The 18,879-nt window shown below is 42.7% G+C and carries 16 protein-coding genes; all 16 read left to right on the top strand.

Annotated features, from left to right (window positions below; genetic code table 11):
- Positions 1 to 28 precede the first annotated feature (28 nt).
- The 16 genes from bshC to ftsA all read left to right on the top strand — a co-directional run bounded on the left by bshC (position 29) and on the right by ftsA (position 18,851).
- Positions 29 to 1,657, top strand: a complete 1,629-nt coding sequence (gene bshC / locus J7I90_RS04605) for a bacillithiol biosynthesis cysteine-adding enzyme BshC (RefSeq protein WP_214768646.1) — start codon at positions 29 to 31, stop codon at positions 1,655 to 1,657.
- Positions 1,658 to 2,005: 348 nt separating this feature from the next.
- The gene (gene mraZ, locus J7I90_RS04600) at positions 2,006 to 2,437 is read left to right on the top strand and encodes a division/cell wall cluster transcriptional repressor MraZ (RefSeq protein ID WP_034313914.1); all 432 of its coding nucleotides are present in this window, start codon (positions 2,006 to 2,008) and stop codon (positions 2,435 to 2,437) included.
- Between the two features lie 52 nt (positions 2,438 to 2,489).
- On the top strand, positions 2,490 to 3,422 hold the full coding sequence (rsmH, locus tag J7I90_RS04595) for a 16S rRNA (cytosine(1402)-N(4))-methyltransferase RsmH (RefSeq protein WP_034313911.1): 933 nt from the start codon (positions 2,490 to 2,492) through the stop codon (positions 3,420 to 3,422).
- 31 nt (positions 3,423 to 3,453) lie between these two features.
- Positions 3,454 to 3,810 carry a cell division protein FtsL gene (ftsL, locus tag J7I90_RS04590; RefSeq protein WP_214768638.1) on the top strand — a complete coding sequence of 119 codons (357 nt, stop codon included), beginning with the start codon at positions 3,454 to 3,456 and terminating at the stop codon, positions 3,808 to 3,810.
- 2 nt (positions 3,811 to 3,812) lie between these two features.
- Positions 3,813 to 5,969 (top strand): penicillin-binding protein, encoded by a 2,157-nt coding sequence (locus J7I90_RS04585; RefSeq protein ID WP_251025098.1) that lies wholly within the window; start codon positions 3,813 to 3,815, stop codon positions 5,967 to 5,969.
- A gap of 112 nt (positions 5,970 to 6,081) precedes the next feature.
- Positions 6,082 to 8,004, top strand: coding sequence for a stage V sporulation protein D (locus tag J7I90_RS04580; RefSeq protein ID WP_054396953.1), 1,923 nt, complete (start codon positions 6,082 to 6,084; stop codon positions 8,002 to 8,004).
- Positions 8,005 to 8,162: 158 nt separating this feature from the next.
- On the top strand, positions 8,163 to 9,635 hold the full coding sequence (locus J7I90_RS04575; RefSeq protein ID WP_214768632.1) for a UDP-N-acetylmuramoyl-L-alanyl-D-glutamate--2,6-diaminopimelate ligase: 1,473 nt from the start codon (positions 8,163 to 8,165) through the stop codon (positions 9,633 to 9,635).
- Positions 9,636 to 9,723: 88 nt separating this feature from the next.
- Entirely contained in the window at positions 9,724 to 10,701 is a 978-nt protein-coding gene (mraY, locus tag J7I90_RS04570; RefSeq protein ID WP_034313901.1) for a phospho-N-acetylmuramoyl-pentapeptide-transferase, read from the top strand.
- Positions 10,702 to 12,054 (top strand): UDP-N-acetylmuramoyl-L-alanine--D-glutamate ligase, encoded by a 1,353-nt coding sequence (gene murD, locus J7I90_RS04565; RefSeq protein WP_214768630.1) that lies wholly within the window; start codon positions 10,702 to 10,704, stop codon positions 12,052 to 12,054.
- Between the two features lie 157 nt (positions 12,055 to 12,211).
- The gene (spoVE, locus tag J7I90_RS04560; protein ID WP_095389937.1) at positions 12,212 to 13,312 is read left to right on the top strand and encodes a stage V sporulation protein E; all 1,101 of its coding nucleotides are present in this window, start codon (positions 12,212 to 12,214) and stop codon (positions 13,310 to 13,312) included.
- A 356-nt stretch (positions 13,313 to 13,668) separates the two neighbouring features.
- Positions 13,669 to 14,577: a UDP-N-acetylmuramate dehydrogenase gene (gene murB, locus J7I90_RS04555; protein ID WP_063576912.1), complete on the top strand. Its 909-nt coding sequence runs from the start codon at positions 13,669 to 13,671 to the stop codon at positions 14,575 to 14,577.
- Positions 14,578 to 14,708: 131 nt separating this feature from the next.
- The gene (locus tag J7I90_RS04550; protein ID WP_214768628.1) at positions 14,709 to 15,491 is read left to right on the top strand and encodes a cell division protein FtsQ/DivIB; all 783 of its coding nucleotides are present in this window, start codon (positions 14,709 to 14,711) and stop codon (positions 15,489 to 15,491) included.
- Positions 15,478 to 16,170 carry a DUF881 domain-containing protein gene (locus J7I90_RS04545; RefSeq protein ID WP_214768626.1) on the top strand — a complete coding sequence of 231 codons (693 nt, stop codon included), beginning with the start codon at positions 15,478 to 15,480 and terminating at the stop codon, positions 16,168 to 16,170. Before J7I90_RS04550 ends, J7I90_RS04545 begins: the two co-directional genes overlap by 14 nt.
- A gap of 43 nt (positions 16,171 to 16,213) precedes the next feature.
- On the top strand, positions 16,214 to 16,924 hold the full coding sequence (locus J7I90_RS04540) for a DUF881 domain-containing protein (protein ID WP_214768624.1): 711 nt from the start codon (positions 16,214 to 16,216) through the stop codon (positions 16,922 to 16,924).
- Positions 16,924 to 17,289 carry a small basic family protein gene (locus J7I90_RS04535; protein ID WP_063596311.1) on the top strand — a complete coding sequence of 122 codons (366 nt, stop codon included), beginning with the start codon at positions 16,924 to 16,926 and terminating at the stop codon, positions 17,287 to 17,289. Before J7I90_RS04540 ends, J7I90_RS04535 begins: the two co-directional genes overlap by 1 nt.
- A 263-nt stretch (positions 17,290 to 17,552) precedes the next feature.
- A complete protein-coding gene (gene ftsA / locus J7I90_RS04530; protein ID WP_034313882.1) occupies positions 17,553 to 18,851 on the top strand; it encodes a cell division protein FtsA in 1,299 nt (432 codons plus the stop codon).
- Positions 18,852 to 18,879 lie beyond the last annotated feature (28 nt).

The following is an 18,879-nucleotide window of genomic DNA, read 5'->3' as shown; positions in this document are numbered from 1 at the left end:
TGTAGTTGCAGAGAAAGGGAGAACAGAAATGGAGATGAAAGATCTCGCGTTACCATCTTTAAACCGTTTTGCATCGGACTATTTACAAAACCGTCTTGAAACGGAGGATTATTTTCACTATGACTTGTCTAAGCCTGACATTTATCACAATAGATATGAAGAATTGATGAATCGCTCTTTTTCACGTGATGAATTGTCGGATTACATACAACAATACATGTCTCGTCTTTCATTCAGTGAGGCAGTTAAGGGGAATATTGGAAGGTTGCGCAAGGATGATTCCGTTGTTGTGATTGGAGGACAGCAGGCAGGGTTATTATCAGGGCCGCTGTATACCATTCATAAAGTGATATCGATCATAAAGCTTGCGGAAGAACAGGAAAAAAAATTGGGGCAGCCAGTCATTCCGGTTTTTTGGATAGCTGGAGAAGATCATGATTTGGCTGAGGTCAATCATGTTTATGTTATGAAAAACGGAAAACCCGATAAAAAAACCTATCCTTCCTACCAGCCATATAAAACAATGGTTTCTGATGTGGAGCTGGAAACGGAAAAGGCAGAGAAGTGGCTTGAGGAAATCATTGAAACTTATGGAGAAACGGAATTTACGAACAAACTCCTGATTGATATGAAGGAAACCATTAAGAGATCCAATACCTTCGTCGATTTTTTCGCCGAGCTGATTCATGAATGGTTCAAAGAATATGGCCTTTTACTAGTCGATGCCGGAGATCCGGATTTAAGGCGAAATGAGAAGGCGTACTTTGAATCGATGGTCAATGAGAGTAGACGGATTGCTGAAGTGGTCGAGGAACAGCAATCAATCATGCATGCGAAAGGTTATGCAAAAATGATTGAAATGGATAAATGGGCCGCTAATTTATTTTATTATGATCCAGAAAAAAAAGATCGATGTTTACTCGAACGTGTAGAAGGCGGTTTCAGCGGAAAAAACGGTGAGGTATCATTTACCGGGGATGAACTCTTGCAGATAGCCAGAAATCATCCAGAACGATTAAGCAACAATGTCATTACACGCCCGCTCATGCAGGAAATGCTTTTCCCTGTATTGGCTTTCATTTCTGGGCCAGGGGAAATAGCCTATTGGGCAGAATTAAAAAAGGTGTTTGAGTTGTTTTCCATGAAGATGCCGCCAATCATTCCTAGGTTGAACATCACGCTGGTGGAGCGGAGTATCCAAAGCGACCTTGAAGAAATGGAACTCAGTTTGGAAACTGTTCTGACTGAAGGAACCGCTAATGCTGTGGAAAGTTACCTTGATTCCGTTAAAGATGAAACGATTGACACCCTGTTCGGGACGCTGAAATCACAGCTTGAAGAGAACCATGAAAAGCTATTTGTCCACGCTGTCTCTTTGGATAGAGGACTCGAGCCGATGTTGAACAAGAACATTGAATTCATTCAAAAGCAATTGAATTTCATGTATGGCAAAATCGGTGACCGTACAAAGGAACGACATTCGGTCATCTTGAAAAAATATGATCGGATAGCAAATTCGCTGTACCCTCTCGAATCACCCCAGGAGAGGATTTGGAATGTGTTTTATTACTTGAATCAATATGGGCCAGAGCTCGTAAGGGATATGATGAAACTGGACTATCGCTTCAATAATCAGCATAAATTGATTTTCATTTAGAAAAACCATCCGTTTTGGGGAAAAGTGGCGGATAGATCATTTTGAATACGGTTGCCACTAACCAATCCTGATGGAGGGATTGAAATGTGAAAAAAAGACAGGTGCTAAAGCCCAGCCTGTCTTTTTTTCTGTTTCCTGAGTACTTGTCAGGCGGGGCTTCGACATTAATGGTGGGCCTGCGTCTTTGTTTGCGTGCATTCGAGGGAAATGCACGTTTATTTGAATAATTTGGCTAAATAAACTTAATAAGAAAAGAAGGTAATTTTTACTTGGAAGGAGAAAGTAAAAACAAGTGGAGAAAGGTGGGGGAATGTGGTACATTGAGATTAGAATGTGGGGGTAGAGGGTATGTTCATGGGAGAGTACCATCATAACATCGATATAAAGGGCCGTTTGATAGTCCCGGTGAAATTCAGGGAAAATCTCGGGGAGCAATTTGTCCTTACCCGCGGACTCGATCAATGTTTATTTGGTTACCCTATGGAAGAGTGGAAGCTGCTAGAAGAAAAGCTGAAAGCCCTGCCTTTAACAAAAAAAGATGCCCGAGCCTTTACCCGTTTTTTCTTTTCTGCAGCTACAGAATGCGAAATAGATAAACAAGGGCGAATTAATATCCCCACGCCGCTTACTTCATATGGCCAATTGGAAAAAGAATGTGTAATTCTTGGTGTTACCAATCGTATTGAGATTTGGAGCAAATCCCTTTGGGAAAACTATTTTTCAGCTTCGGAGGATTCTTTCGCTGAGATAGCAGAAAATATGATTGGCTTTGATATTTAAGGCTGCCCTCAGAAATAGAGTCACTCAATAACCGATTGGAAGGATGTCTAGCATGTTTCAACATACAACAGTGTTATTAAAAGAGACGGTTGATGGATTGAACATCAAACCTGATGGAATTTATGTGGATTGTACTTTAGGAGGAGCCGGTCACAGCGAATACTTACTTTCACAGCTCTCTGACAAGGGCAGGCTTTATGCTTTTGATCAGGACGAAACGGCGATTCGGAATGCTAAGGAAAAATTGGAAAGCTATGGCGAACGTATTGTTCTTGTTCCTAATAATTTTAAATACTTAAAAGAAGAATTGAATGCCCGGGGGATCGAGAAAGTGGACGGGATCCTTTATGATTTAGGTGTGTCATCCCCGCAATTGGATACACCGGAGCGTGGTTTCAGCTATAACCATGATGCACCTTTGGATATGAGGATGGACCAAAGTGCTGCCATTTCTGCCTATGATGTCGTGAATACTTGGTCATTCCATGATTTGCTGAGAATTTTCTTCCAATATGGAGAAGAAAAGTTTTCGAAACAAATTGCCAGGAAAATTGAAGCGGCACGTGAAATTAAACCGATTGAAACGACGTTCGAACTTGTGGAATTGATTAAGGATGGGATACCGGCCCCGGCAAGACGTAAAGGCGGGCACCCTGCGAAACGAGTGTTCCAAGCAATAAGAATCGCTGTGAATGACGAACTTGGTGTCTTTGAAGATTCCCTGGAGCAGGCCATATCGCTTTTGGATAAAGAGGGAAGAATATCCGTCATTACATTCCATTCGCTCGAAGATAGAATTTGTAAAACGGTATTTAAAAAGGCCAGTAGCATGCCGGATCTTCCGCCTGGACTTCCAGTTATCCCGGATGAATTCAAGCCAACTATGAAAATTATTACGAGAAAACCGATTTTACCTTCAGAAGAAGAATTGGAAGGGAATAATCGTTCCCGGTCGGCTAAGCTAAGAATCGCCGAAAAGCAATAATTACAGAAAAAATCAGTGAGGGGGAACATGAATGAGTTCCATAGCCAAAAAAGTACAAGAACAGCAATATGAAGACCAACAGCAGCAACAGACACAGCAAACAGTGGTCATCCGTAAAGCGAAGATATCCATTGGTGAAGTTTTCTTACTATGTGCCCTTGCTATCATGGTCACCTTCATGGGAGTGAAAATAGTCTCTAATCAAGCGGCCATCTATGAAACGAATAAAGATATCCAGCTAGTGGAAACGTCGATTGAAGATCAGGGTAAAGTGAATGATGATTTGAAAGTGCAGGTTGCTGAACTTAGTACATACGAGAGAATTTGGAAAAAAGCTGCAGCGCTAGGGTTCAAGTTAAATGAGAATAATGTGAAGGGTGTGCAGTGATAATGCAGAAACAAAAAAATATGAAGCATGGGGCAGCCGGATTATTCTTCTTATTCGGCCTGCTCTTTTTTGTGTTAATCTGCCGCTTTTTGTATATTCAGGTGACGGGTACAGCTGGCGGGGAGGTACTGGCTTCGAAAATCGACAAGAAATATGAAAAAAAACAGGTCATAGAAGCAAAAAGGGGAAGCATACTCGATACAAAAGGTGAAGTCATCGCCGAAGATACTTCCTCCTATATCTTAAGGGCAGTACTTAGTGAAAAGGAGCCGGAGCATGTCAAGGATCCGGAGAAGACCGCGAAGGAGCTTGCTAAATATATCGACATGGATGAACAGGACATCTATGAAAGACTTACGAAAAAAGGGGCATACCAAGTGGAGTTTGGTAGTGCCGGCAAGGATTTGACTCAGGTCGTCAAGCAGAAAATAGAAAAATTGGAACTGCCGGGAATTACATTCGGAAGGACGAATAAACGTTTTTATCCGAATGGGATATTCGCCTCCCATCTGATTGGCTATGTAGAAAAGGATGAAGAAACGGGAGAAATGGCTGGTAAGTTCGGCATCGAAAAGTACCTCAATAAAGAATTGCAGGAAACGGATGGGAAGCTGACATATGACAGTGACTCATGGGGCTTCCTCTTACCGGATAAGAAGGAAAAGGTCGTTGCTCCTGATAATGGCAATGATGTCATGCTTACGATCGACAAGAAAATACAAACATTCTTGGAAGACTCGATGAGCAAAGTGCAGGAAAAATATGATCCGGAACAAATCATAGCGATTGTCTCCAATCCCAAAACGGGGGAGATTGTGGCGATGGGGCAACGGCCCACCTTCCATCCGACAACGAAAGTCGGGCTAACGGATACATGGCGTAACCTGGCAATTGAAGAAACCTTCGAACCGGGTTCAACCATGAAAACATTCACCCTTGCCGCGGCTGTTGAGGAAGGGGTCTTTAATCCGAATGAAAGCTTTGTTGCAGGAACCTACAAAGCCGGATCTGGTAAAATCGGGGATCATAGCGGAATCGAAAGAGGAAAGAGCATGACCTTTCTGGAAGGGGTTCAACGTTCCTCGAACGTCGCTTTTGCCACACTTGCAATGGATAAAATAGGAGCCGATACGTTCCGTGAGTATTTGACTAAGTTCGGATTTGATAAAAAAACGGGAATTGACCTGCCAAACGAGATAACCGGTAAAATTCAATACAAGTATAAGCTTGAAAAAGTGACTACCTCCTTTGGACAGGGTTCGACCGTCACACCGATTCAACAAATCCAAGCTGCATCCGCAATAGCCAATGACGGAAAAATGATGCGGCCGTACGTGATAAAAAGCATTTCCGATCAGGATACCGGGAAAACTTTGAAAACGACTAAGCCGAAAGTGACAGGGCAACCGATTTCGGCAGAAACTGCAAAACAAGTACGTGATTATTTGGAAACGGTAATTTCCGCGAAAAAAGGAACAGGGAAAAAATATGCCATTGATGGATATCAAGTAGCGGGGAAAACCGGTACTGCCCAAATTGCGGGTCCGACAGGTAGATATTTAGAAGGGAAAAATAACTATGTGTTCTCCTTTTTGGGAATGGCTCCAAAAGATGATCCGCAGTTGGTCATGTATGTGGCGGTCAAGCAGCCCAAGTTAGGTGTATCTTATGTTGGGGCTGATCCATTGTCAGAGATATTTAATCCTGTCATGCAAAATAGCCTGCAATATCTAAACATAAAACCTTCTGAAGTTAAAAAACAAAAAGCAAATAAAATCAAAGACTATACGAATCAAACCGAGAGTTCAGCTGTTACAGAACTGAAGGAACTTGGTTATGATGTAAGTACGATAGGAAGTGGACGTAAAGTGCTCGACCAATCCCCGAAAGCGGGGAGTGTACTCTTACAGGGTGAAAAGATAATCCTCAGGACGGAAGGCGAAATGAAAGTTCCTGACATGAAGGGATGGTCCTTGCGCGATGTCATGAAATTGGCTAAGGTTGGAAAACTTGATCTGAAAACCGAAGGTGCTGGATACGTGAGTAAACAGAGTCTTGAGGCCGGGAAAAAGGTTAATGAAGGGGAAACCTTCAATATTGAATTATCCCAGCCTGATGGGGCTGGTGAAGATATACCGACAATAGAGAAAACAGAGTGAAGATAAAGAGGGGATCCAAATGGATTCCCTCTTTATTTCTTTCAAAGTTTCTAGTCTAGCATCGAGTAGACAAGCATATATTGAAGCATGTATGAAATGGAGGTGCCTGTTTTTGCGTGTTTCGAATGTTACTGTCCGAAAACGGCTGGCAATCGCATTGGCGATCGGTATCGTTGTTTTTTTTATCATTGATATCCGATTGGGAATAGTACAGTTTTATCTAGGGGATAAGTTAACGGGGCTGGCTAAAGATTCCTGGAGCAGGAATATTCCTTTTGAAGCCAAACGAGGTGAAATCCTGGATCGGAATGGTGTCGAGCTGGCAACGAATATATCTGCGCCAACAGTCTATGTCATCCCCAGACAGATTGAGAATCCTGGTGAGACGGCGGAACAGCTTGCTTCAATATTGGATATGACAAAGGAAAAGGCTTATCAATGGTTAACGAAACAGGCGATGAGCGTCAGAATTCCGGAAGGCAGAAAGATATCTCACGAAAAGGCGAAGGAAATTAAAGCATTAGGGATAAAGGGTGTATATATCGCTGAAGATTCAAAGCGCCATTACCCATTCGGTGAATATCTTTCACATGTTCTTGGCTTTACAGGCTCTGACAATCAAGGGTTGATGGGTATTGAATTGTCTTATGATAAGGAACTAAGCGGAGAAAAAGGATTCGTTAAATTTTACTCCGATGCGAAAGGGAAAAGGCTTGAGAATATGGCCGATGACTATAAGCCCCCTGTTGATGGTGATAACCTGAAGCTGACCATCGATAGCAAAATCCAGACAATTGTGGAGAGGGAGCTCGATAATGCCGAGGCGACATATGATCCCGATGGTATAATTGCCATTGCAATGGACCCGAACACTGGGGAAATATTGGCAATGTCCAGCAGGCCAACCTTCGACCCTGCCAATTTTCAAAATGTCCCCTCGGAAGTGTATAATCGTAATTTACCAGTTTGGAGTATATATGAACCAGGATCTACTTTTAAGATCATCACGCTTGCTGCGGCGCTTGAGGAAGGGAAGGTCGACTTACAAAAGGAGCATTTTTATGATTCCGGACATGTGGAAGTGTCAGGATCAACGCTGCATTGCTGGAAAAGCGGAGGACATGGGGATCAAACTTTTCTTGAAGTGGTAGAGAACTCATGTAACCCGGGTTTTGTGGAATTAGGGAACCGGCTTGGTAAAGACAAGCTGTTTAAATATATAAATGATTTCGGTTTTGGGCAAAAGACGGGAATAGATTTAACCGGAGAAGGTAAAGGAATCATGTTCAATATGGATCAAGTGGGTCCGGTTGAGCAGGCAACGACCGCGTTTGGACAAGGTGTAGCCGTAACGCCCATTCAGCAGGTGACAGCGGTATCGGCGGCCGTGAATGGTGGGACTTTGTATACACCATATATCGCGAAGGAACTCGTGAATCCAAAAAATGGGGAAGTGCTGATGCGAAAGACCCCTCAGGCGAAGAAAAAGGTGATTTCAGAAGCAACCTCGAAGAAAGTCCGGGAAGCGCTTGAATCCGTTGTCGCCCAAGGAAGCGGTAAAGGAGCATTCGTGGAGTCGTACCGCGTCGGCGGGAAAACGGGTACAGCCCAAAAAGCTGAAAATGGCAGATACCTTGAAAATAATTATATTCTCTCATTCATTGGTGTCGCTCCGGCTGATGATCCGCAAATCGTCGTGTATATAGCAGTGGATAATCCGAAAGGAACGGTACAATTCGGCGGGGTCGTTGCCGCACCGATCGTTGGGAATATCATGGAGGATTCACTTAGGGCCATGGGCGTCAAGCCAAGGAAAAACCAGATTGAGAAGGAAACGGTCTGGACGGATCCCGTCATGGTCGAGGTACCCGACGTCGTGGGTCTCAGCAAAAAAGAGTTGCAAACCCAGCTCATCGACCTTAAGCTTGATATTGCCGGAAATGGGGATAAAGTCATAAATCAAGCCCCAGATCCAGGTGTTAAAGTAAAACAAGGCTCTACAATAAGAATTTATCTTGGCGAAAATACAGAATAAGTATAATATAATATATGAATAGTTAAAGCGGCTGAAGAATCATCAGCCGCTTTGTTTACGGAGTCGGGATAACCCCGTATAATTGAAATTGGTTTCTCGACAAGCCAAGGCTAATCACATATAATGAATCCTCAAATTAAGTTGAGAGGGATGGAAAAATGAAGCTTCACAAATTACTATCTTATTTACACTCCTTATTTACGTATGAAGGAGAAAATCCTGAAATCACCTCCATTGAAAATGATAACCGTAAAGTCATAGACGGAAGTTTATTTGTTTGTATAAAAGGTTATACAGTCGATGGTCATGATTTTGCCCAACTTGCTGTAGAGCATGGAGCTGCAGCAGTCATTGCCGAAAGGCCGCTTGACCTCGATGTCCCCGTGATCGTAGTAAGGGATTCGAGCAGGGCGATGGCGGTTCTTGCCGATGCATTTTATGGCCATCCGACTCAAAAGATGCGCTTGATCGGAATTACAGGAACGAATGGAAAGACGACGACCAGTCACTTATTGGAAAAGATTTTCGAGGATCGACATGAAAAAACAGGCTTGATTGGCACGATGTATACAAAAATTGCCGATATGGTATATGAAACCAAGAATACGACTCCAGATAGCGTTACACTGCAGAAGGCTTTTCATGAAATGGTCGAAGCATCCGTCTCCACGGCTATTATGGAGGTTTCATCGCATGCACTTGAGCTTGGGCGTGTCCATGGCTGTGATTATGATATTGCCGTCTTTACGAATCTCACACAGGATCATTTGGATTTTCATAAAACCATGGACAGATACAGGCAGGCAAAATCCTTATTTTTCTCACAGCTTGGCAATGCTTACATAGAAAATCGCCCTAAATATGCTGTGCTTAATGCTGATGATGAGGCAACTGCCGATTTCATTAAGGCTACTGCTGCTACAGTCGTTACATACGGCATAGACAATGAATCGGATATCAGGGCCAAGGATATAAAAATTGATGCAAATGGCACATCGTTCACCTTGACAGCAGGTAAAGAAGAGCGAGACATTCAGCTGAAGCTAATTGGGAAATTCAGTGTTTATAATGTACTCTCTGCCATCTCTGCTGCTTTGTGCGCTGGTAACGACCTGGATGAGACAATTAGATCCATCGAGGATATAAAAGGTGTTGCAGGCCGTTTTGAGCTCATTTCAGCGAATCAGGACTTCCCGGTCATTGTTGACTATGCCCATACACCGGACAGTTTGGAAAATGTTCTAAAGACTGTTGGTGAGTTTGCTAGAAAGAAAATTTACGTGATAGTGGGCTGCGGCGGGGACCGAGACAAGACAAAGCGTCCAATCATGGCGCAAATTGCCTGCAGCTTGGCGACTGACCCGATCTTCACTTCGGATAATCCACGCAGTGAAGATGCTGCCCAGATCCTCCGGGATATGGAAGCTGGTGTAGCAGGCAAAGAATATAAGGTTATTGAAGACCGCAGGCAGGCGATAGCTTACGCAGTTTCCAAGGCGGAAGAGGGCGACGTTATTTTAATTGCTGGAAAAGGTCATGAAACTTATCAATTGGTAGGTGACGAAGTGCTTCACTTCGATGACCGTGAGGAAGCGGAAAAGGCGATTCAAAGTCGTTTGGGTTCCGTTTGAACCAACGCTGAATTGACCTGCAACAAATAGGAAAAGACATCAAGCAGAATTTTATTTTTGAATTGTGTTAGGAATGAGGGAATAAGGAATGTTGGAACAAGTGATTTTTTATACGATTTTGGTGGCGTTTTTAGTAACCGTTCTTCTTTCGCCGATTTTCATCCCGTTTTTAAGAAGATTGAAATTCGGGCAAAGTATTAGGGAAGAAGGCCCGCAATCGCATTTGAAGAAAACGGGAACACCCACCATGGGCGGTTTGGTCATATTATTATCTGTTACCATCGCTACACTAGTCATGACTTTGAAATTTTCGGCACCTTCAACCGAAACGTATTTATTATTATTCGTTACTTTAGGTTTTGGTTTACTAGGTTTCCTTGATGATTTCATCAAAGTGGTCATGAAGCGTAACCTGGGACTGACTTCCAAGCAAAAACTGCTTGGACAAATTGTGATTTCGGTCATCTTTTACTTCGTCTTCAAGCAGACAGACCGTTTTAATCCTGAATTGACGATTCCAGGCACTGACTTTGCTTTTGATTTTGGCTGGTTTTATCTGTTTATCGTTATATTCTGGCTGGTAGGCTTTTCAAATGCCGTCAATTTGACGGATGGGCTTGATGGACTTGTCTCAGGGACATCAGCCATTGCCTTTGGGGCTTTTGCCATTTTGGCCTGGAGTCAGTCACAATATGATGTCGCCATTTTTTCGGTGGCGGTTGTCGGTGCAGTACTCGGATTTTTGGTATTCAATGCACACCCGGCAAAGGTTTTCATGGGAGATACGGGTTCCTTGGCCCTTGGGGGAGCGATTGCAACCATCGCCTTGTTAACGAAGCTTGAAATCCTCCTGGTAATCATTGGCGGAGTCTTCGTCATTGAAACGCTCTCGGTCATCCTTCAGGTAGGGTCTTTTAAAACGACTGGTAAACGTATTTTTAAAATGAGTCCGCTTCACCACCATTATGAGCTTTCCGGCTGGTCGGAATGGCGTGTCGTCGTCACTTTCTGGACAGTGGGGCTGCTGTGTGCGGTACTCGGAATCTATTTAGAGGTGTGGATATAATTGAAAGAGACTGTAAAGTATTCAGAGAAAAAGATATTAGTATTGGGTTTGGCAAAAAGCGGAGTGATGGCAGCTTCGCTTCTACATAAATTAGGTGCTTTCGTGACGGTTAATGACATGAAGCCATTATCGGAAAATCCTGAGGCTCAAGGACTTCTTGAACAGGGAATCAAAGTCATCTGCGGCAGTCATCCAATCGAGCTTCTGGATGAGGGGTTCGAGCTGATCGTGAAAAATCCGGGAATACCCTATCGGAACCCTATCGTAAAAGGGGCATTGGAAAAAGGGATTCCTGTTATCACGGAAGTTGAACTGGCCTACCAGATAAGTGAAGCACCTTTCATAGGAATCACTGGTACAAATGGGAAAACGACCACGACAACATTGATATACGAAATGTTGAAGTCCGGTGAAAAATCCCCGCTGATTGCCGGTAATATCGGGACAGTGGCATCAGGTGTTGCTGAACATGCAAAACCAGATGACTCGATCGTCATAGAATTATCATCGTTTCAGTTAATGGGAATAGACGAATTTCGTCCTGAAATCTCAATCGTGACAAATTTGTATGATGCACATTTGGATTATCACAGTTCCAAACAGGAATATGTCGAAGCAAAAGCTGCCATCACGAAAAATCAAATAGCATCAGATTACATGATTTATAATGCAGATCAAGATCTTGTTTTATCCATGGCGAAAGAGACCAAGGCTGAACTTGTTCCTTTTTCAGCTGAAGTGAAACATGAGAATGGAGCCTATATGGAAGATGGTGCAGCCTGTTTCCGAGGGGAAAAAATCATTGAAGTTTCAGAGATAGCCCTTCCCGGGAAGCATAATTTGGAAAATGTGCTCGCCGCCATCTCAGCGGCCAAGCTGAAGGGTGTAGCTAATGAAGCCATTCAGACTGTACTGAAAACATTTTATGGTGTGGAGCACCGTCTGCAGTTCGTGGCAACGATCGATAACCGTAAATTTTATAATGATTCAAAAGCGACGAACATTCTTGCAGCATCCAAAGCGTTAACATCCTTTACGGAACCGGTCATCTTATTGGCAGGCGGTCTGGATCGCGGAAATGAATTTGATGAGTTGAAACCGGCGATGAAAAATGTCAAAGCCGTGATAACTTTTGGTGAAACGGCGGAAAAAATTGAACGGGTAGCCAAAGAAATAGGAATAGCGAATATAAAACGTGTCGATAATGTAGAAAAGGCCGTGCCGGCTGCATTTGAAATATCAAATGAAGGCGACTGTATTCTTCTCTCCCCGGCTTGTGCAAGCTGGGATCAATATAAAACTTTTGAGCAAAGAGGAGACATGTTTATGGAGGCCGTGCATAAACTTAAGTAAGAGCTTTCGCAGAGAGAAGTGAACCTGCTTCTACGTTGACACCATGAAAAAAAGCGATAATGAGCCGTTATCGCTTTTTTTTTGACTAAAGTGCTGACAAGCAATCAGCACTGATGTTTATATTCGTAGGCTAAAAACTTCCTAGAGGTGGATGTCCGTGCCATTAAAAAAATCGAATCCTGATCTCATTCTCATTATCGTCACCTTAAGTCTTTTGACTGTTGGATTAATCATGGTTTACAGCGCGAGTGCCATTTGGGCAACATATAAATTTGATGATTCGTTTTATTTTGCTAAAAGGCAGTTGCTTTTTGCCTGCGTCGGTGTCATAGCCATGTTTTTCATCATGAATGTGGATTACTGGACGTGGCGGACATGGGCCAAAATCCTTATCATCATTTGTTTCATTATGTTATTGGCTGTGCTTGTACCAGGTATAGGGATGGCGAGAAATGGTTCGAGGAGCTGGATTGGTGTAGGTGCTTTTTCGGTCCAACCCTCTGAGTTCATGAAGCTGGCGATGATCGCTTTTTTAGCTAAGTTTTTATCAGAACGGCAAAAGCTGATCACCTCCTTTAAAAAAGGGATGCTTCCATCCTTGGGATTAGTGTTTTTGGCATTTGGTTTGATCATGTTACAGCCGGACCTTGGAACGGGAACGGTAATGGTAGGAACGTGCATTGTCATGATTTTTATTTCCGGGGCAAGAATCAGTCATTTTGTCGGCTTGGGGCTAATTGGGGTAGCAGGTTTTATCGGTCTGATTTTGTCAGCGCCCTACCGGATAAAAAGGATCACGTCTTTTCTGGATCCATGGGAAGACCCTTTGGGCAGTGGATTTCAGATGATTCAATCGTTTTATGCAATCGGGCCAGGGGGATTGTTCGGATTGGGGCTCGGGCAAAGCCGCCAAAAGTTTTTCTATTTACCCGAACCGCAGACTGATTTCATTTTTGCCATACTTTCCGAGGAACTTGGCTTCATCGGGGGCTCTCTTGTCATTTTATTATTTGCGCTAATGCTTTGGCGGGGCATTCGGATCGCACTTGGTGCCCCTGATTTATACGGGAGCCTTGTAGCGGTGGGGATCATTGCAATGGTCGCCATTCAAGTAATGATCAATATAGGGGTGGTAACGGGACTTATGCCGGTTACGGGTATCACCTTGCCCCTCTTAAGTTATGGCGGTTCATCGCTGACGCTCATGTTGATGGCGATTGGGGTGCTCCTGAACATTAGCCGATATTCGAGGTTCTGAAATAAGTAGAAATGTGGTTTGGCAAAAGGGAAGTCCTGTTGAACGCAGGGCTTCCCTTTTTTACGTTGAAAACCCTTCCAGGAAAAACGATTTTTTTTGGGGACATGCCGAAATTTAGAAATAAATGAAATGCCGCTTAAATATTACCATGTATGAAAGTTGGGGAATCCACAATAAATATTGGCAATACGTCTTTGTTTAGACTATAGTATAAGAGGGTTAGGCCGTACTGGGGCTTGCTTCTGTTCATTTTTCTGCTAAAAAGGCGATATTAATCTTGTAATATAAGTGACCTCATGGAAGAAGAGGAAATGAAAATTATATCTTGGAATTTTGGAACAACAAGGAGGTTTATCATGGATAATGTGATAAAGCAATTAACTGAAATGAAAATCGGCAAAGTTCTTGAACAGGAACCGCTTGCAAATCATACAACTATGAAAATTGGGGGGCCGGCTGATTTATTCATCGTGCCGTCATCCATTGAAAATATAGAAAAAACGATGCAGGTCATCAAAGAAAATGGGATGCCGTGGAGGGTGATCGGAAGGGGCTCGAACCTGCTGGTCAGTGATGGCGGTATTGAAGGTGCCGTGCTTAAATTGGGTAGAGGACTTGATCATCTCGAGATAAATGGGACGGAGATCAAAGCAGGAGCTGGGGTATCACTTGTCAGCCTCTCCGTACAAATCAGTAAAAAAGGATATGCAGGATTGGAATTTGCCAGTGGAATTCCTGGTTCCGTCGGCGGAGCAGTCTATATGAACGCTGGTGCACATGGTTCCGATATGAGTGAAATCCTCAAGCAGGCACATGTTCTTTTTGAAGATGGAACTCTAGCTTGGCTTTCGAAAGAGGAAATGGAGTTTTCTTATCGAACTTCTTTGCTTCAGAAGAAAAGGCCTGGTATCGTACTGGAAGCGATTTTTCAATTGACAGAGGGGGATAAAACCGAAATCGTTGAAAGAATGCAAAATAACAAGAATTATCGTAAAGATACCCAGCCATATAACCTTCCGTGTGCCGGGAGCATATTTAGGAATCCACTTCCACACCATGCTGGTAAATTGGTCGAGAATGCAGGCCTGAAGGGACATTCTATTGGAGGAGCTCAGATTTCACCGATGCACGGGAACTTCATCGTTAACACAGGTAATGGAAGTGCAGCGGATGTTCAAGCCTTGATACAGCATGTGAAGGATACTGTATATGATAAATTTGAAGTTGAAATGGAAACAGAAGTGGAAATTATCGGAAGGAAATAATAGGATTCATTATATCCAAATATTGTGATATAATGTGTTACCTTTAAAGTTTGTTTAGAACATAATATTGAGTTTATCTTGATTTCTGCACTGTCAAGAACCATCCATTTTTTCAGGAAGAGGTGAAGGGGATGGAAAAGGGAAAAATCGTTTCCATTGAGGACCGCATCCCGAAATTAAAACAATTAAGAAAAAGCAAAGCAAACAGGCGACTTGTTCTTTTGCTGTCCCTTTTCTTCATTCTTGTTGCTTGTGTGTTATATTTCCTATCCCCGTTGAGCTATGTGAAATCCGTGCAGGTAGAGGGGAATCGTTATATTACTTCCAATCAGATCATTAAATTGAGTAAGGTGAAGAAGGATCGAAGCATCTGGAAGGTTGATACAGGGACAGCCGAAGCCAATATCAAAAAAAATCAAGAAATAAAAAGCGTTAAGGTGACACCGGTATTTCCTAATTCCATTAAAATTACGGTTTCGGAACATAACAGGATGGCATATCTGTCCAATAATGGGAAGTTTGCACCCATTTTGGAAAACGGGTCCGTTTTAGAGGAGTTAGCAACAGGAGAGATTCCAGTATTTGCCCCTGTTTTAATTGGTTTCAAAGAGGGTAAAGCATTAAAGTTGCTTTTAGAAGAGCTGGACAAGCTTCCTGTCGAGATACAGAATGCCATTTCGGAAATTCATTACGCTCCTACAAAAACCGATGAATACCATATCGTCATGTTCATGAACGATGGGTTTGAAGTAAGTGCGACAAGCCGGACTTTATACGAGAAAATGATTCACTATCCATCGATAGTCAGCCAGCTGGATCCAAATGTAAAGGGTGTCATCGATCTGGAAGTGGGTTCTTATTTTAAAGCATATGAAGACGCTGAACAAAAGGAAGACACCAATGAGGAAAATTAATGGCAAACGGGTGGTTTTACCCCTGGTTTGCGTGGTTCTCGGATTCATGATTGCCTTCTCTTACAATCTGACCAAAGAAGGTGAAGATTCTGGGAAGGACAAAGCCTGGGACCAGGAATATGAGCTCAGGCAGCAGCTGATCGAACAAGAGAAGCAGAACCGGGAACTTCAGAAGGAACTCCTCCAGAAGCAAGAAAATGTATCCCAAATAGAAAAAGACCTAGCGCAGGAAAAGCAGCTTTTTTTCAATTTGGCAAAGGAAACGGAAAAATACCGAATGTTTCTCGGGAAAGTGAAAGTGAAAGGCTCAGGACTTCAGGTGACGCTTGAAGATGGTACAGATATGGAATCAGAAGCCAATGTTAATAATTACCTCGTCCATGAACAGCATGTCTTCAAGGTCGTCAATGAACTATACATATCAGGTGCAGAGGCTGTTGCGATTAACGGTCAAAGGTTAAATCATGATTCATACATAATCTGTAATGGGCCTGTGATTACAATCGATGGCCATCAGCATCCTGCTCCCTTCATCATATCTGCGATAGGGGACCCGGAAGTCCTGGGTGCTTCACTGGATTTACCGGGTGGCATCAAGGAACAGCTGGTTAATGAGAATATTATCTTTACAGTGGAAAAGCAAAAGAATATCATTTTTGATCCAATTATTGGAGGGTGATCGTGACCGCCGGATTCGATGAAAGATTGGTGAGAAACTGGAAATGAAAAAAAAGCTTTCTTTTAGTTTGGTTACGTTGATTGCTGGCTTCATGCTCGCTATTCAATTCAATTTGGTGAATCAGCCTGTCGTATCCGATACAAGGGATATGTGGGAACTGAAAAATGATTTATTGAAAGAACAGCAGACCCAGGCGGAATTAATAGAGGGTATCAGTAAGCTTGAGGGAAAGATAGCATCTTATGAAACAAAGAAAAATGAGGGTAAAGAAGAAGTCTTGCGTGACACCCTGACCGAATTGAAGACTGACGCAGGTTTGACCGAAATAAAGGGTAATGGGGTAATCGTATCTATACAGCCTATCAAAGCCGATATCCTTCTTGGTGAGAAGGTCGAGTATATTTCACCAGTATTGATCATTCGGCTCATTAATGAAATGTATAGGTATGGAGCTGACGAAATTTCCATTTCAGGACAAAGGTATATATCAACATCGGTTATTCGTGATATTAATGGGCAGCCGAAAATGGACGGATATCCTCTGGTTCATTACCCGGTCGAAATGCAGGCAATAACCGTTAATCCAAAGAAACTGAAGCAGCGCATTGAAGGTTCCGAACTTATGGATGATTTCTTTATAGACAATTTTGAAGTGCAGATTAATGTGCCTTCCGGCGAGTTGACATTGCCGGCTTACCAAAATGCTATTAACGTGGAACATATGGAACCCATTATGGATGGGGGGGAATCGTAATGTGGCTTTCAGTTTTTGGTCTGTTGATTGGAATCACCCTTGGTTTTTTGGTGGATTTTGATATTCCCCATGAATATTCAAATTATCTCTCCATTGCTGTGCTTGCTGCTTTTGATACCTTATTTGGGGGGATACGGGCTCATTTGCAAAATCTTTATGATGAAGTTGTATTTGTAACAGGATTCTTCTTTAATATTGTTTTAGCCGCAGGTTTGGCTTTTCTAGGTGTACATCTTGGTGTAGACTTATATTTAGCCGCAATCTTTGTGTTCGGTGTCAGGCTCTTTCAAAATATTGCCCTGATTAGAAGGATCCTGATTGAAAAATGGTCCATTTCCCGGAAAAAGCAGAAAAAAAATCTATAATTTTAAAGGGAATTAAGTTATAAATGACGAATAGTTTATGGCAGTATCTAGTTTTTTAAGTAGATAAGACTCGTAGAGAAGCGAACAATATGCACCAAAAAATGAGAAATCTACGAGTTTTGTTCGGAAATACAAAATGAAACGCTTATCTATGAAATTCGTCAGTTGTTGTAAACAGTTCTGTTATTCTATAATGTATAAGTCTTCGATATAAAAATGTTATTCTACTAATACATGTATAAAACTGAAGGAGGTGCCATGGAATGAACAGCAACGAAATATACGTAAGTCTTGACATCGGTACATCCAGTGTAAAAGTTATCATTGGGGAAATGGTCAATGACACATTAAATATAATCGGTGTAGGAAATGTTAAATCAGAAGGGCTCAAAAAGGGTTCGATCGTCGGTATAGATGAAACCGTCCAATCCATTCAAAAGGCTATAGAGCAAGCAGAACGGATGATAGGGATGGAGATAACAAAGGTAATCGTCGGCATAAGTGGAAATCATGTGACGCTTCAGCCGTGTCATGGGGTAGTAGCGGTATCCAGTGACAATAAAGAGATTACCGAGCATGACGTTTTCCGTGTCAGGGAAGCAGCGGAGTTAATAACGATACCATCCGACAGGGAAATCATCGACGTGGTGCCGATTCACTACAAAGTTGATGAACTTGATGAAATCAGTGATCCACGGGGCATGATAGGTGTCCGGTTGGAAATGAGAGGGATATTAATCACAGGTCTTCGGACAATTTTACATAATACGCTGCGCTGTGTGGAAAGGGCAGGATTGGAAATAACCGATATCGCACTTCAGCCCTTAGCCGCAGGTTCCCTTGTTTTATCCAAGGATGAAAAAGAACTTGGTGTCGCGCTTGTCGATATTGGCGGAGGTTCCACGACCCTGGCAATTTTCGAACAAGGCTATTTACAATATACGTCTGTGATACCTATAGGCGGGGAAACACTTACGAAAGACCTTTCCATCGTTCTAAGAACGACTATGGAAGAAGCTGAGAAAATAAAAGTAAAGCATGGACATGCCTTTTATGATGACGCGTCTGAAGATGAAGTATTCCAAATACCGATCATCGGCAGCGATCAGCAACAGACCTGCAATCAGTTAATGCTTTCGGATATCATTGAAGCGCGGGTGACCGAAATATTCGAGTTGATTCAAGATGATTTGAAGAGACTTGGCTTCCAGGATATACCGGGTGGTTTCGTGTTGACCGGGGGCGTCGTCAAGATGCCGGGTGTCCTGGAGCTAGCTCAATATGTGTTCCAAAACCGAGTAAGGACAGCTGAACCCAATTACATCGGTGTTAGGGAACCCCAATACACCACGGCTGTTGGTTTGATTAAACACGCATGCAAGAAAGAGAGAATGCAAAAAAACACCGCTAATAAAACTCCTGTAGCAGCTGGACAAGCTCAAGAAGATAACGACCAGCGCAGCCAGAAGGTTTCTCAGAAAAATAAAGAGAACACGGCTAAAAAACAAGGTGAAAAAGGTGAATCTAAATTCAAAAAAATCCTGGGTTACTTTTTTGAATAACAATCATTAAGAATCGGGAATTTCGTCA

This window comes from Bacillus sp. ISL-57 (assembly GCF_018613135.1).
GTDB lineage: Bacteria > Bacillota > Bacilli > Bacillales > DSM-1321 > Peribacillus > Peribacillus frigoritolerans.
Note: the sequence above shows the minus strand (reverse complement) of the source record. Positions and strands in the feature narration are given on the sequence as shown.